14 protein-coding genes are annotated in these 15,898 nt (G+C 47.4%); 6 read left to right on the top strand and 8 right to left on the bottom strand.

What is annotated here, in order from left to right:
* Positions 1–314: 314 nt before the first annotated feature.
* The 5 genes from LQ567_RS03155 to LQ567_RS03175 form a co-directional block, all read right to left on the bottom strand.
* Positions 315–1,310, bottom strand: coding sequence for a GSCFA domain-containing protein (locus LQ567_RS03155; protein WP_231002648.1), 996 nt, complete (start codon positions 1,308–1,310; stop codon positions 315–317).
* Positions 1,311–1,581: 271 nt separating this feature from the next.
* Positions 1,582–2,517: a transporter gene (locus LQ567_RS03160; protein ID WP_231002649.1), complete on the bottom strand. Its 936-nt coding sequence runs from the start codon at positions 2,515–2,517 to the stop codon at positions 1,582–1,584.
* A gap of 89 nt (positions 2,518–2,606) precedes the next feature.
* Positions 2,607–3,659, bottom strand: coding sequence for a cytochrome-c peroxidase (locus LQ567_RS03165; protein WP_231002650.1), 1,053 nt, complete (start codon positions 3,657–3,659; stop codon positions 2,607–2,609).
* A 4-nt stretch (positions 3,660–3,663) separates the two neighbouring features.
* A complete protein-coding gene (locus tag LQ567_RS03170; RefSeq protein ID WP_231002651.1) occupies positions 3,664–4,485 on the bottom strand; it encodes an MbnP family protein in 822 nt (273 codons plus the stop codon).
* A gap of 388 nt (positions 4,486–4,873) precedes the next feature.
* Complete coding sequence (locus tag LQ567_RS03175; RefSeq protein ID WP_231002652.1) at positions 4,874–5,263, bottom strand: hypothetical protein; 390 nt, start codon at positions 5,261–5,263, stop codon at positions 4,874–4,876.
* 342 nt (positions 5,264–5,605) lie between these two features.
* Here LQ567_RS03175 and LQ567_RS03180 point away from each other — a divergent pair, with 342 nt between their 5' ends.
* Complete coding sequence (locus LQ567_RS03180) at positions 5,606–6,211, top strand: DNA-3-methyladenine glycosylase family protein (RefSeq protein ID WP_231002653.1); 606 nt, start codon at positions 5,606–5,608, stop codon at positions 6,209–6,211.
* Between the two features lie 27 nt (positions 6,212–6,238).
* On the opposite strand, the gene LQ567_RS03185 is transcribed toward LQ567_RS03180, so the two are convergent.
* From LQ567_RS03185 to LQ567_RS03195, 3 genes are all read right to left on the bottom strand, one after another.
* Positions 6,239–7,543 carry a Gfo/Idh/MocA family protein gene (locus tag LQ567_RS03185; RefSeq protein ID WP_231002654.1) on the bottom strand — a complete coding sequence of 435 codons (1,305 nt, stop codon included), beginning with the start codon at positions 7,541–7,543 and terminating at the stop codon, positions 6,239–6,241.
* A gap of 92 nt (positions 7,544–7,635) precedes the next feature.
* The gene (locus LQ567_RS03190) at positions 7,636–9,162 is read right to left on the bottom strand and encodes a flotillin family protein (protein WP_231002655.1); all 1,527 of its coding nucleotides are present in this window, start codon (positions 9,160–9,162) and stop codon (positions 7,636–7,638) included.
* A 16-nt stretch (positions 9,163–9,178) separates the two neighbouring features.
* Positions 9,179–9,745 carry an NfeD family protein gene (locus LQ567_RS03195; protein WP_231002656.1) on the bottom strand — a complete coding sequence of 189 codons (567 nt, stop codon included), beginning with the start codon at positions 9,743–9,745 and terminating at the stop codon, positions 9,179–9,181.
* Between the two features lie 353 nt (positions 9,746–10,098).
* Here LQ567_RS03195 and LQ567_RS03200 point away from each other — a divergent pair, with 353 nt between their 5' ends.
* The 5 genes from LQ567_RS03200 to sufD all read left to right on the top strand — a co-directional run bounded on the left by LQ567_RS03200 (position 10,099) and on the right by sufD (position 15,828).
* The gene (locus LQ567_RS03200; protein WP_231002657.1) at positions 10,099–10,602 is read left to right on the top strand and encodes a hypothetical protein; all 504 of its coding nucleotides are present in this window, start codon (positions 10,099–10,101) and stop codon (positions 10,600–10,602) included.
* A gap of 92 nt (positions 10,603–10,694) precedes the next feature.
* A complete protein-coding gene (locus tag LQ567_RS03205) occupies positions 10,695–11,651 on the top strand; it encodes an energy transducer TonB (protein WP_231002658.1) in 957 nt (318 codons plus the stop codon).
* A 195-nt stretch (positions 11,652–11,846) separates the two neighbouring features.
* Positions 11,847–13,328, top strand: a complete 1,482-nt coding sequence (gene sufB, locus LQ567_RS03210; protein ID WP_231002659.1) for a Fe-S cluster assembly protein SufB — start codon at positions 11,847–11,849, stop codon at positions 13,326–13,328.
* 315 nt (positions 13,329–13,643) lie between these two features.
* A complete protein-coding gene (sufC, locus tag LQ567_RS03215) occupies positions 13,644–14,393 on the top strand; it encodes a Fe-S cluster assembly ATPase SufC (protein ID WP_231002660.1) in 750 nt (249 codons plus the stop codon).
* Between the two features lie 130 nt (positions 14,394–14,523).
* Entirely contained in the window at positions 14,524–15,828 is a 1,305-nt protein-coding gene (gene sufD, locus LQ567_RS03220; protein ID WP_231002661.1) for a Fe-S cluster assembly protein SufD, read from the top strand.
* Positions 15,829–15,898 lie beyond the last annotated feature (70 nt).

The raw sequence follows: 15,898 nt of genomic DNA on the forward strand, positions 1-15,898 counted from the left end.
TATATAAAGGTAACAGGAATTCGGTTTCCGATACGGACCGGGGAAAAATTTACCGGCCACTGAAGCACAGCGATGCGTTCCCTGCAGTTGAACCAATCGTGAAGGGAGGTATATAGAAATATAAAAGCAATGAACGATACGCCGCACCCTTGCAGGAAAGCCCGGCGATTTTAAAATACTGAGTTGTTGATTCTTGTTCCGGCATCCATCATCGCTGAAGATCGGGAAGACTGTTTTTTATCTTTTTTCCAACAAAAGCCCAGCCTTCTTTTCAGCGGCACACACAGGAGTTACTAAACATCTTATGCAGTATTTTATTGACTGAAATAGGCCATTTCCTCCTTCAGATCCAGGAACGGGTATTGCTCCATCAGGTTCCGGGCCTTTTCATACTGGGCTTTCAAAAACTGCTGATGCGCCTTTGTTTGAGGATGAAAGGGTTTATGTCTTCTGGCGATCATGAGGGGCCGGATCGCTTTCATGAGTTGCCTTGACGGTTCGTCAATGCAGGTTTCGGTAAATTTTTCCAGTACAAATTCCGTAGCCGGATAGTTGGGATGTGCCAGATCCACGTCGTAAAACCGGTAATCCCGCAGTACATCGATTACCAGCTCATAGGCCGGAAAGTAATACAGCCCTTCGAATTTATGCACCATATGATGCACCGCTTCAATCAGCCGGGCCTTGCTCCGGTTATTGGCTACCACACCATCCCGGAGATGGCGTACCGGACTGATGGTGAACAGCAGTTTTGCACCGGGGTTAAAGATGCGGATTCGGTGGTAGAGGTTATCCAGCAGGGAAACGGTTTCCTCGATCTCCAGCATTTTCTTATCAAACCACTGCCCCGGCGCCCGGTGGCAATTGGCCACTTTCAGCCCCGATAGTGCTGCCTGCGGATTATTGGCGTTGAGCCGGTAGGAAAAAGAAGAACCCAATGTAATAATGATCCACCCGGTTTGTTTTAAGAACCGGTGTGCCGTTTCCAGTGCTCCGTTCATCTGGAGCAATACCGTTTCCTTATCCGTACCGGAAAAACGAGAATGATGATGCCAGGATTGCCATACTTCATTCAGGTAAAAGAGATCTGCTTCCGTGTACGGCTTGTTTTCTATATAGCGGATCAGGCTGTGGTATACGCTGGCCGGGTCAAACAGGATCCCATGCGGATTCTGAAGCGTTTCAAACTTGTGCTCGGCCAATGCATTGCCGATATGCTCGGTAAAGCAGGAGCCGATCAGCAAGAGCTTATCCGCATACCGGATCGGTGGCGACAGCGGTTCCATCTGTATGGGGGCCATGAAGTCCATTCCGCAAATATCCGGAATTTACGATTACGGCCCTCATTACAATGCTCCCATTCATTCCGCGCACCGGCGCGAAGGAGCAACGATCACTGCATTGCCGGCACAAAGCCGGATGACGCTCCACCCCCACTACCGGGTAAAGCGGATCACTGAAATTTGTTTCCGGTTTGACGCATACGGCTTTCACTCCAGGAACCTCATTGCCTATTTACTATTGCCCATTCGCTGCATGTTGATCCCGTTTAATACCCGATGCTTTGCATCGATCTGCTGTTCACAGCGCTAAAGATACATGAACCATTACCCGGTTATTGGCCTTTACAATACCGTTGGCCAGGTTCTGCGAAAACGGCGTTTGAAAATTGGCACCGATCGCTATTTTTTTATAGGCGGTTTCCAACCCTGCCGTCCCCATCAAAAGATTCCCCCCCGATACCGTAACCAGTACATCATTGTCCACGTCGGTTTTCCCTTTTTCATATTGTACACCCGCATTAGGCGCGATCATTACCGCCCCCGCTATCCGGATCTTGTAATACGCCTGCGCATTCAGATTGAGCTTGTTTCCATACCGGTAATCATACCGGTTGGCAGTATTGATTTTATAATGTGCATTGAGGTTGATGCCGGCATCCTGTACCCGCAGGTCGTACATACCGCTTAGTGCAAAATCAGTACTCCCGGAGCCCAGCTGAAACAGGTTAGCGCTCTCTCCTGCAGCGCTTTTATCCGCCGGGTTATAGTTCCCCGTGGCCAGTTTTATATTTCCTCCCAGCCAAAGACTTTGCACCAGGAGTTTGTTTCCTGCGGGCTCCCGCTTATTGATCAGCTGGTAAAATGCCGATACGGTTATATCGCCGGCACCACTCTTTGTAACGCTTTCATCCTGGTTGCTGCGCCGGTTGCTGCTATAGGGAACCACGGCCATTACCCGGAACTTTTCAGAGATGTTCCATCCGCCCCAGGCTTCCAGGGTACGATACTGCTCCGAGGTGGTGAGATAGGTGTGCTGTCCGCCCACGCCCAGGTGACTTAAAAGCGCATTATGACGGTAGCGCAGCCCGAAAACATGCCGGTGAAAATCTGGAAGAATACCGATATAATCATTACCCACGCCGCAGCCGCAGATGTCACAGGCGGTAGCCGGTTTTGAAAAAGCACCGGAAGCTATTAGAAAGAAAAAGAGTTTTTTTATCCATTGGTTTTTCATTGTATCTGTTTTTTTAAGCGCGTGAACAATGCCGGTGTTGATCTTTCATTCGCTTGCCGGCATACGCGCAGGTGAAGTTTATCCGGCTCCTACTGCTCAGCTAAAAGTTTATCTGTAATAAATGCCCGGTCGTTCAATGTATTCAGAAAGGCCAGGATCGCTTTCCGCTCACCGGGTGTAAGTGCCATACCTCCTTGTCCAGTAGCAAGCAACGGATCCAGGTTCGGCGTTAATTTTACACCCGTGCTGTAATGGTCAAGCACCGCATCCAGCGTATAAAACCGGCCGTCGTGCATATAGGGTGCGGTATAGGCCAGGTTACGCAGACTGGGTACTTTGAAAAGATACCGGTCTTCCGACCGGAGGGTTACCATAAAGCGGCCCTGATCATCATTGGCACCTACCCCGATACCATTGTTGCGGAAAGTGCCATCGGCAAACAGCGGTTCATGGTGGCAGCCGCCACATTTTTCCGATACCAGTGTGTGCCCCGCCGCTTCCTCGGGTGTAAAAGTGGTATTACCTTCTTTACGCATCACACTATCGTATTTTGCGCGACTCGAAACACACATCACCATAAATTGCGATAAGGCTTTCATCAGGTTGCCGGTGTTGATCTGCTCCGTTCCAAATGCTTTCTTGAAAAGTACCCGGTACTGAGGTAATGCCTGCAACTTGCTGACGACATTGGCCACTGTTTCATCCATTTCCTCATGACTGGTTATGGGGGCTACAGGCTGCAGATCGAGGTCGAATATACCGCCATCCCACATCAGGAGCGGGTTCCAGGCCAGGTTCATAATGGGCGGCGCATTCCGGCTCCCCAACCGGTCGTCGATGCCATGACTTACATCATGTCCATGCTGGGTGAAGGCCGACGACTGAATGTGACAGCTTCCGCAACTAATGGTATTGTTCCGGGATAGACGAGGCTCGTAGAAGAGCTTTCGTCCCAGTTCAAATCCTTCCTTTGTAACCGGGTTGGTTTCAAAATGATACACCGGAACCGGAAAGTTGCCGGGCTGCTGAAACCCGGCAAATATTCCTGTATCGTTTTGAGCGTCGTCACCCGGAAGTTTCCTTGAGCAGGCAAATACCAGCACCACCAAGGTGCCGATCACTGCGATATATTTCCGGTTCATGATTTTAATTTTCGGTATGATCGTGTACAAACATTTTTGCATAGTTGTTGGCGATCTGTACGCTGTAGTCGCTGAACATTACCTGCGGATTGGTGGCAAAACTTACATTTGTTGAGCCGTTCAACGCTTTTGAAACATCTACCATCAGGTGAATATTCGCCAACCGGTCTTTGCGCACCTGGGCGATTCCCCGGGCCGTAAGATCAACAGTGATTACCTTGATGTTATTGATCGTTGGTGCATTGTACCCTCCGAAGCCGCCGATGTGATACCGGAACTTATGCTGGCCGGTTGGATCCGCCGGTGCGTCAGGAGCGGTACCTTCCATTTTAAAGAAGATGTATCCGCTGTTCCATCCCCAGTACATCCCATCATGATTCCCTGCACCGGGGTCCAGTACGCCGGTACGCTTACTGATATCCATGATACTCCGCAAACTGTCTACTCCCACGGTAAAAGTGAGTGCGGTATAATTGCCCTCCGGCACTTTTACACGGGCGAATCTGCTCGTGGGATCATCCTGGCGGATCAAAAAATAACTGCTGTCCGCATTAACCGTATAGGCAGTTCCGTCTGCTTTCTTAACCTGGATATTGCTGATAAAATACTGCAATAGCTGTATATTATATGATTGCCCCAACGCATTGACATAGGTACCCGTATTTAATACCAGTTTTTGTCCGCCAACGATATTGTCGAATTCCACAGCCAGCGGCGCCAGCGCGCGCTGGTCATAATTGGGCTCTACCGGGTTTTTAGAACAAGCGGTCAGCAAAACGACCGCGCCAAACAGCAGCGTCATAAAAAAAGTATATAATGATTTCATATTAAAAAGATAATAGCGTGCCTGGAGATGCTCCTGGAAGCCATTTAACGCTACACGGTCAACATATCCTGAATAGTTTCAGGGACCGTGCAGCACACGCAGGCGTTAGCTCTTTTTCAGCAGCGAACGGCAGGCCTGTTTGCTGAAAAAGATGCTTCCGGTATTCATCTCAACACTGGTTAAATAATCCCTCCCGGCAACGGATACAATAGCTGTTACGTTGCAGCAGCACCCGCAGGAAGTACAAACAGTACTGAATTTCATAAAGGATTGACCTGAAGTAGTCGGAGAAAAGCAGCTTCAACTACGGTTCCTATGTGCGTTATCTGTGCTATACACGACAATACCGCATATAGCATAAGGAAACAGGAAACAGCAGTTTCGCAAATCAGGCCATATCATTGAGGCGTAAAGCAGGAGGATGAAAAACCGAACGCGGTCTTTTGATCTCCATGCCCATAATGATCTGGTGATAAACAGAAGGCTGGCTAAGTGTAATAAAAGTAAGTTCGGGGAAAAATGATTTCGAGGAAAGGGTGATTTCGTTTTTGAATTCCAGCTTCCGTTCCGGGTGCTGCTGGCTTTTTTTCTCTTCCTCTTCAATCTGTTTCATCAGCTGGCAATGCCCGTTACAGTGCATTTTCGGACGAAATTTATTTACGCAATTCTTTGCGTAGGCCTGCTGGTTTACCCTGTAGTCGATCATCATAATGGTCTTGCTGAACGTTTGCATCGTAAACGTCATCAAAAAAAACAAGGCCATGATTCTTTTAAACAAGGAAATAATTTTGCGCAAAACTATCGATTCCTGCTTAAAGAGAAAAGAAAAATCGTCATTAAAAAAACGGATGCGGATCAGGATACCATTATCGGATCCCCGTAAATGCGCGGAGCTATTTTGCATGGCACACAGGCAATCGTTATACAGGCATAGTGCCCTTCAATTGTCCTTAGTATAATTGCGCCCGAAACAGATACGGTTATTCCGCGATACCATATGCGTGTTTGGACGGCCTTATTGATTTTATGTGTATCGATCAAGAAGTAAGGATGACAGGATGCCGTTCGTACAGATTTGAATTATCCGGAACTGGTGGAATTATTTATTTAATTTTATACCATGGCATATCACAAACATCTGTCAAAAGACAAAGTTTTAAAAAAGCTGATCCGGGAACAGGGACTCCATGCCCTGCAACTGCAGCAAAACATTTTATTCCGCTTATGTGGTTCCATTATGGGACAGCAACTGAGTACAAAGGTGGCGGCAGTGATCCGCAACCGGTTTCTTGAGTTATTTGATGGCAAAAAACCTACTGCGCAAAAGATCCTCGCCATTCCGCATGATACCCTGCGTGCCATAGGTTTGTCAAATGCAAAAGCGGTTTACATCAAAAATGTATGTCATTTTTTTATTGCGCACAAACTAACGGATGCCAAAATTCATGCCTTAACGGATGATGCCTTCGTCAGCCTGATCACGCAGATAAAAGGCGTTGGAAAATGGACCGCTGAAATGCTGCTGATGTTTTCCCTGGGACGGGAAGACGTATTTTCGATCGGAGACCTGGGACTGCAAAAAGCGGTGGCTGAACTTTATGATATCAGTTATACCAATAAGAAAGAATTCGAAGCAAGGATTCTTTCCGTTACAGAAAACTGGAAACCCTACCGCACTTATGCCAGTATTCATCTTTGGCGCTACCTGGATGCAACACCGGATTAGTGCGGCAGATCGCCCCGGCTCCCAGCCTTATGCACCTTTTCCGGACCGCCCGTCAAGTGCCCTCCGTTTCCGGTAACTTTCATGACATAATAAAGCCGCCGTTGACGCCTGCACCCCGAAACGGGTATCCGCAACATTTTTCCCCTCGCCTCTTACGGCTGTAAAGAAGTTTACAAAATGATCGTGATGCGCGCCCTTGGCCCCTTTAGGCCCATTAAACACGTATTCGTTGTCAGACACCTTAACCGGGTCACCGGACCATTCCTTTAACGGGCTGAAGGCTGCGATATCAGTTTTACCGGGCGTTTTCAATGTGAGTTGATCCCAGCCTACATTCAACAGGCCCCGGGTACCTTTTATGGTAAAATCGGTACTTCCCCATTTTTTTGAAACCCCATCGGCCTGGTTGGCAGAGAGGGATAAGGTAAATGCGCCTTTTTTCTGCACATCCGGATAATCCAGGTAGCCCAACAGCACATCAGGTGTATCCCTGGATCCATCCGTATAATACCGGATCCCACCCGTGCTGTACACGTTTTCCGGTTTACCGGCACCCATGATAAAATGCGTGCTTGCAATTACATGTACAAACAGATCTCCGGCAACTCCGGTGCCATAATCGCTCCAGTTCCGCCAGTTCAAAAAACGTTGTGCATCAAAAGCACGCTTGGGGGCATTCCCCAAAAAACGATCCCACCAAATATGTTGGATTGTTGCATCATCAGGCGCCGTAAATGGCCTTAAAGCCTGCGGCGGCGACGTAAACTGTCCCTCAACCTGGGTTATCTGGCCGATCAGCCCCGCCTCTACAATACGTTTTGCAAGCTGGTTACCCCAGGACGACATGCCCTGGCTGCCCATCTGAAAAATACGCCCGGTTTTCTCCTGTGCTGTAATCAGCGCCTGGCCCTCCTGCAACGAATGGATCACCGGCTTTTCGCAATACACATCCTTGCCGGCCTGCATGGCTTCAATGGCGATCTTCTGATGCCAGTGATCCGGAGTACCGATGATGACCGCATCAATATCTTTCCGGTTCAGGATATCCCGGTATTCCCGGGTAAACACCACCTCTTTCCCGGACTGCTGCCGCAAGGCATCCAGGTTTTTATCATAGATATCACAAACGCCCGCCAGGGTAGCCATGCCGGTAGATAAGGCGGTACGCAGATCGCTGGATCCCATACGCCCCTTACCAATAACGGCCAGCCGCACAAGGTCTTTCTTTTGCGGATACTTTTTTATTCCGGTTCCTCCGGACAACTTTGGAAGCGCAGCAACGGCAACGGTGCTCATGAGCGCGTTCCGGATAAATTTTTTACGGTTGTACATGATAATAGCAATAGTTAATAAGACAAATAATTGAATCGTTATCGGGCAATCAGTAAAAAAAGCGCCCCAAAAGAAGCGCTTTTACCATCCGTTTATCCTTTCGGATCCGTAGTAATATCGGTCGAAGGCGTTTGCGTTTCTTTCGGGTCTGTACCCTTTAAATAACTGGGCAGGTTCAGGCCCGCCATATTAAAGAGGTCATTCAGCGGCGGCACCGATTTCATCAGCCCCTGTACAAAATTAGCGGTAGAACCGTTACCGTTTTCACCGTTTCCGCCATCCCATACGGTTACCTTATCGATCTTGATATTTTTCACCGCTTCAACCTGTGTACGTACCAGCTCCGGCAGTTTTTCCAGTAACAACAACTGGAATGCATTAGTAGCGTCGCCACCGGCAGCTTTCACCACTTTGTCGTACCCATCGGCCTGTTTGGTAAGGATCTCAAATAAACCCTTTGCTTCTGCTTCCATTTTTGCAAAGATGGCATCGGCTTCCCCCTTGGCTCTTAAACGGATGCGCTCCGCCTCTGCTTCTGCATCGATAATGGCTTTTTGCTTGGCAATCTGCGCGGGTATCACCACGTTTGCATTCTGCGTGGAACGCTCCCGCTCTGCACGGGCCTGCTCGGCTTTTTGTTCTGCGAGATACGATTCCTCCAATGCCCTGGCCGATTGCACTTTCTCGGCTGTTACCGCTATTTTCAATGCTTCCGCTTCTTTCTCCCGGCGCAATGCATCTGAATTGGCAATGGTGATCTTGGCATCATTCTCTCCTTTTACCGCCAGTGAGTTGGCTTCGGAAGTAGCAATACGCGCATCCCGCTCAGCTTCGGCCTTACCAATGGCTTCGTCTTTCCCGGCCGCCGCAATACTGATCTCCTTATCTTTTTGAGTGATGGCGATCTTTACATCCCGGTCGCGGTTGGTTTCTGCGATCTGTGTATCCTTCTCCCGGTCGGCAATGGCCTTTCCCGTTTCCCCGATCTTTGTTTGCTCTGCCACACTCACAATGGCTTCATTGATCGCTTTGGCAGCGGCTTCCTTACCCAGCGCCTCAATATAACCGGATTCGTCCCGGATATCGGTAACGTTCACGTTGATCAGTTTCAAACCGATCTTCTTCAGTTCTGTATCAACATTCTTTGAGATATTGTCTAAAAATTTATCCCGGTCTGAGTTGATCTCTTCAATGGTCATGGTCGCAATCACCAGGCGGAGCTGTCCGAACAGAATATCTTTCGACAATTCCTGGATCTGCTCCGGACTCAATCCCAGTAAGCGTTCTGCCGCATTCCCCATACTTTCCGGTTCGGTAGAAATGGCAATCGTAAAGCGACAGGGTACATCCACACGGATGTTCTGGCGGGATAATGCATTGGTCAGATTGGCTTCGATAGAGATAGGCTTCAGATCCAGGTACGCAAAGTCCTGGATCACGGGCCATATAAAGGCACCGCCTCCATGTACACAACGGGCGGAACTGCCGCCTGTTTTACCGTAGATCACGAGGATCTTATCAGAAGGACAACGCTTGTACCGCGAAATCAGCGATACAATCGTAACAAACAGGATCAGGGCTCCTACAAGGATCAGGATAAATGGTCCGTCGAAATTCATAAGTGGATTGTTTTTATTAAAGTTTGGTTACAATGAGTACACGGTCTTCGATATCGAGCACCTTAACCCGGGTGCCGGATACCAGTCGTTCCCCTTCGGTAACGGCCAGCAGTTCGTGGCTGGTATTGTTATAACTGATCTGGATCTTGCCTACGCCGCTCCGGTGTTCCGGGATGGTTAAATAAACAGACCCCGACTTGCCGATGAGGCGTTCGGCTTTAAAGGTATTGTCTTCCGTCAGTTTCATCAGCTGGCGGATCACGAAAAAGAACAGCAGCACAAAAAAGATCCCAACGGCAACTGCCAGGGCGGTCAGCAAGGCTTTGCTTTCAATGGAGCGGTAGAAGGCCACACCGGTCCAGCCAAATCCCATCAGGAAATTAATAAGATTTCTTAGTGAAAACATCTGGAAAGGCGCGTCCGCGCCGCTAAGGTCCCCGTCGAAATCGGCATTGATTCCATCTGCACCATGGCCGCCGGCAAACGTGAGCACGGTCTGGATCAAAAAGATCACACTGGTGATAATGGCTACCCACCAGAATCCCTGGAGCAATGAGGGCATTCCCTCAAAAAATGCATTCATATTTTAGATAGATTAGGTACAGCGTTATTTTTAATCATTCGTCAACAGCAGTAATATAGCTCATACAAATATATTCAAGTTCATGGATTTTTCAATACCCCACACGAAAAAGAAGGCTTCAGGTTCCTGCACCACCGGACGATGGTTACCATATAGTGTTGTTGATACGCCTGCATAAAAGGGCTGCTGCAGCTACAAACTTCAAACTCGTAACAAATATATAAAAGACATACAACGGGGAACGCCAAAGGAAAAACGCAGTTTGTATACTATTGTTTTATAAAAAAAACTACCTAAAAACAGGTATTTTTTTAGACAACGGGACCCTTACTTTTGCAGAAATTTTTTCCATTATGAAATTGAAAATGACCTTATGTGTTGCACTTGCCTTTACTGCAACTGCTTTATTTGCCCAAAGCGACTACAAACAATCGATCGGTTTACGGTTTGGTAGCGGCTATTATGATATAGTTTCTGCGGCATACAAAACCTTTTTAAACGAAGCCGGTGCTTTGGAAGTGAATGCCGGTTTTCACCCCTATGGTGTAACAGGATACCGTTGGGTAAATGCGTCGGCATCGGTGGGCTATCAGCACCATTTCCCGATTAAACCTGTTGACGGACTGAAATGGTTCGTAGGCGGCGGTGTTGTTGCAGCCAACTCTTTTTCCTCCAATGATTATTACAAGGGTTTTAGCCTGGGACTGTTCCCTACTGCCGGCGCCGACTACAAATTTTCAAAAATTCCGTTGGCCGTTTCTGCCGATGTGCGTCCTACCATCCATGTAATTAAAGCGGTAGATTACCACAACAGCTTTTACCCCAATGCCGGTGTTTCTGCACGGTATACATTCTAAAATTTATCCCTTATGCTCCACGGGCCGCACTTTTGATAAGTGCGGCCCGCTTTTTTTAGGGAAACGCTATTTTTGTATAAATAATTTAAGAGATGCACCGTAAACTCCAACTGCTGCTGCTGGGCATGGTAATTAGTACCAGCTTAAATGCCCAAACTACCGAACGTTATTACGATTACTCATGGAAGGCCTGCAAACCTGAGGAAGCCTTGTTTTATTCGACGGTTATCAAAACAGACACCGGCTGGTATCGCAGGGATTATTACCTGCGGGAAAAGAAATTACAGATGGCAGGCCTTTACCAGGATGAGGACTGCAAGGTTCCCAACGGTACTTTTTTCTATTTTTATCCCAATGCACAGATCAGTTCTGTTGGAAAATTCAGGTCAGGGAAAAAAGAAGGGATCTGGTTGCGGTATTATCCCAATAAAATGCTGCAGGATTCAGCTTCCTATCATAATGACCGCCCCGTCGGCCTTGTGCTAAGCTGGCATTCCAATGGCTACCTGAGTGATTCGGCTATTTACCGTCCGGATGGTTCGGGGCTCAGGGCCTCATGGTTCGATAATGGAATGCCTTCCTCCGCCGGTCGTTTTTCCGAAAAAGGAAAGGCCGACAAAAAATGGGTCTATTTTCATAAAAACGGAAAACCTAGCTGCGTTGAAATGTACAATAATGGCACCCTGACCGCCCGTCAGCATTTCGATATCACTGGTAGCCCGCTCTCAGATACCACCGATATAGAACGGGAAGCGGAATTCCCCGGAGGCGCAAATGCCTGGTCAAAATATCTTCAGAAAAAGCTATACTTCCCGACTCAGTATAAATTCGACAATGATGGAAAAGCTGTTGTTATCGTAAGCTTTACAGTTGATGAAGCCGGAAAAGTAGCCGATGTGTATGTGAGTACTTCCCTACACCCCACTTTTGACAGGATTGCAGAAAACGTTGTCCGACAATCGCCCCAATGGATCCCGGCCTTTAGAAAAAACCGCAGTATAAAATCATACAGAAAGCAGCCGGTATTTTTCGGCCAGGAAACACGGTGATATTCCTCCGGTGCTTGGCTTATTTGCATATGTTTAACAGACTTGCGGGCACTGCATGCCTTTTCAGGAACAACACAACGGGTGGATCTGCGAAGGTACAGGTACGTTTGTATAAGGTATAAAAAGGCGACCGCCCACCCGCATTTTCCCTTCATTTATACTTTTTTGTACAAATAAAAAACGTACCTTTGCAAAATGAATATGGAAACTGATCAATTAGTGCATAGCAACACAGCAGCAGAACCGGATGTTATTGAAAATCATGTAAATAGCGAGTATAAGTATGGTTTTGTTACGGATATTGAGATGGAATCGGCCCCTAAAGGTCTTGATGAAAATACCATTCGTTTTATTTCAGCCAAGAAAAATGAACCGGAGTGGATGCTGGAATGGCGGTTAAAGGCTTTTGCTCAATGGCAGAAAATGAAGCCGCCGCATTGGGCCAATCTGACCTACCCGGATATCGATTTCCAGGATATCATTTATTACGCAGCGCCCAAGCAAAAAATAAAGCCCAACAGCCTGGATGAAGTAGATCCCGAACTGATCAAAACATTTGAAAAACTGGGTATTTCACTGGATGAGCAAAAACGCCTGACCGGCGTTGCGGTAGACGCGGTGATCGACAGCGTTTCGATCGGTACTTCTTTTAAAGAGCAGCTGGCCGAACTGGGCATCATTTTCTGTTCCATCAGCGAAGCCATCCAGGAACACCCGGAACTGGTACGGCAGTACCTGGCTTCCGTGGTTCCCGTTACCGATAATTTTTACGCAGCATTGAATTCCGCCGTATTCAGCGACGGTTCTTTCTGCTATATTCCCAAGGGTGTACGCTGCCCCATGGAGCTTTCTACCTATTTCCGGATCAATGCCGAAAATACCGGTCAGTTTGAACGCACCCTCATCGTTGCCGAAGAAGGCTCCTATGTAAGTTACCTGGAAGGATGCACCGCTCCCATGCGGGACGAAAACCAGCTGCATGCGGCCATTGTGGAGATCGTTGCAATGGACCATGCCGAGGTAAAGTATTCCACCGTGCAAAATTGGTATCCTGGTGATAAGGAAGGCAAGGGCGGTATCTATAATTTCGTTACCAAAAGAGGGATCTGTAAGGGCGTACATTCCAAAATCTCCTGGACACAGGTGGAAACCGGTTCTTCCATTACCTGGAAATATCCCAGTGTAATTTTACAGGGCGACTATTCTACCGGTGAGTTTTACTCCGTAGCGGTAACCAATAATTTTCAGCAGGCCGATACCGGTACCAAGATGCTGCATATTGGTAAAAATACCAAAAGCCGCATCGTCTCCAAAGGGATCTCTGCCGGGCAGAGCCAGAACAGCTATCGCGGATTGGTGCGCGTAGGTAAAAATGCCGCCAATGCGCGGAACTTCTCTCAATGTGATTCCTTATTATTAGGCGATAAATGTGGGGCGCATACCTTCCCCTATATTGAAGTAAAAAACAATACAGGCGTGGTAGAACATGAAGCCACCACTTCAAAAATAGGCGAAGACCAGATCTTTTATTGCAACCAGCGAGGCATCGATACCGAAAAAGCGGTAGCCCTGATCATCAATGGTTTTGCAAAAGAGGTGATGAACCAGCTTCCGATGGAGTTTGCAGTAGAAGCGCAGAAGCTACTGGCAATTAGTCTGGAGGGTTCTGTTGGGTAGTTCAACGTTTAAGGCTACGAGCTGCATTATTGGGCCAGCAGTTGAATGCCTATCGGCTTCGTTGTGTCACTCACTTGTTTTGCAGTACATTACCCGGCAATTTGCCGGAGCAAGGTAATAAGAGTAGCCTTTGAACATCAAGCCTAAAACAGGCTTATCGTAAAACGCTTTGAAGATCTCAACATCCGGAAAACATAGCTGAAGGTTTTGAGCAGGATGGCAATAATGATTTCCGGGGCAATAAGTTCAAGTCCGGGCTCCAACCTGAAACTTAGAACTTAAAACTAAATAAAAACGAAAAATTACAAATAAGAAATGTTAAGTATCAAAGACCTCCGCGCAGGTATCGAAGAACGGGAAATATTAAAGGGTATTAACCTGGACATTAAACCAGGTGAAGTACACGCGATTATGGGGCCCAACGGCTCGGGTAAAAGTACCCTGGCATCGGTGCTGGCCGGAAAACAGGATTATGAAGTAACCGGCGGCTCTGTAACGTTTGAAGGCAAGGACCTGCTGGAACTGGCACCCGAAGAAAGAGCCGGCGAAGGTATTTTCCTGAGTTTTCAGTACCCGGTTGAAATACCCGGATTAAGCACCACCAATTTTATGAAAACAGCAGTGAACGAGATCCGCAAATACCGCGGACAGGATGAACTGGATGCTGTTTCTTTCTTAAAGAAAATGAAAGAGAAAATGGCCCTCGTAGAAATTGACCAGTCTATGCTGAGCCGTTCGCTCAACGAAGGTTTTTCCGGTGGTGAGAAAAAACGGAACGAAATATTCCAGATGGCAATGCTGGAGCCCAAACTGGCGATCCTGGATGAAACCGATTCCGGTCTGGACATCGATGCCATCCGTATTGTAGCCAATGGCGTCAATAAACTGCGTACCCCCGAAAATGGTATCCTGGTGATCACCCACTACCAACGCCTGCTGGATTATATCATCCCCGATTTTGTACACGTGTTGTATAACGGGCGTATCGTAAAATCCGGTACCAAGGAACTGGCCTACGAACTGGAAGAAAGAGGATATGATTTTATAAAAAGCGAGCTGGTGTAGCATCATGTGCTAATTTGAAAATTTGAAAATGACACAGATCAAAGCGGCGTTTTTAGGCCATTGATCATTGGAGCTGTTGTGGGTCCATTCATTTTCAAAACTTCAAATGCTCGAATTTTCAAATTAAACAATGGATACAATAACATATTTTAAAGATCGTTTTGAAAAGCTGCAGGGACAACAACTCGATTCCCGGTTGAAATCCTTACGGGACGACGCTTTTAGCGCGTTTGAACAAACAGGCATTCCTACGGTAAAACACGAGGAGTGGAAATATACAAGGATCAATGATTTTTTCAACAAGGATTATCATTTTACTACGGACCTGAAGGAACAGCAATTCCGGTCCGCCGAGCTGCAGCCCTTCCTGTTGCCGGGGCATGAAAATGCCAATATCATTGTTTTTGTAAACGGGCATTATCATGCCGAGCATTCGGTATTGCGTTCGGAAGAACTGGAGATCATTTCCCTGGAAGCTGCTGCACACAATCAATATGCCGGTATTGTAGAAAAACATCTGGGCCATAGCGCCGATTATCATAAGGACGGCATTAATGCCCTGAATACGGCGTTTATCCAGGAAGGCGTATTCATTCATATCCAAAAGGGCAAAACGGTGAACCACCCGGTATATATTTATAATGTAACCGATGCCCGTTCGGGAAATATTTTTGCACAGCCCAGAGCATTGGTACATGTAGGCGAAAATGCGCAGGTGGAGATCCTGGAAACCTTTGCCACCATCGGTGCCGATGAAAGCTTTACCAACCAGGTGTTTGAAATCGCCGTGGAGGAAAATGCCGTGCTCAGCTTGTACAAGATCCAGAATGATGCCGCTAATTCTACCATCGTTAGTACCACACATGTACACCAGATTGGAAAAAGCGTTGCCAATGTGGTAACCATTTCATTAAGCGGCGGCCTGGTACGTAATAATCTCAATATGGTAATGTCTGCCCCCTATTGCGAAGCTAACCTCTCCGGGTTATACCTGCAAAGCGGACATACGCATGTAGACAATCATACCGTGGTAGACAACCGTCAGCCCAATTGCCTCAGTAACGAATTGTACAAGGGCATTATGAATGGCCACGCCACCGGGGTATTCAACGGAAAAATATTTGTGCGCCAGATCGCGCAGAAAACAAACGCATACCAGACCAATAAAAATATTTTGCTCTCCGGCAACGCCACTGTAAATACAAAACCGCAGCTGGAGATTTTTGCCGATGATGTAAAATGCTCCCACGGTTGTACCGTAGGACGCCTGGATGAAGAAGCGCTGTTCTATCTGAAGTCGCGTGGTATTTCTGAAGCCACAGCACGCTCGCTGCTGTTACACGGGTTTGCACTGGATGTACTGGAAAAGATCGGCTCTGAAGACGTACGTCAATATGTGAACAAGCTGGTAACCGCCAGTCTGAACCTGGGTTAACGCCGTAAAAAACAGCAGGCCAACAGCAACGAAGCCGTTAAAAAGATCCAAATCGATTAAAAATACAGGT

This window comes from Niabella pedocola, assembly GCF_021044425.1.
GTDB classification, from domain to species: Bacteria; Bacteroidota; Bacteroidia; order Chitinophagales; family Chitinophagaceae; genus Niabella; species Niabella pedocola.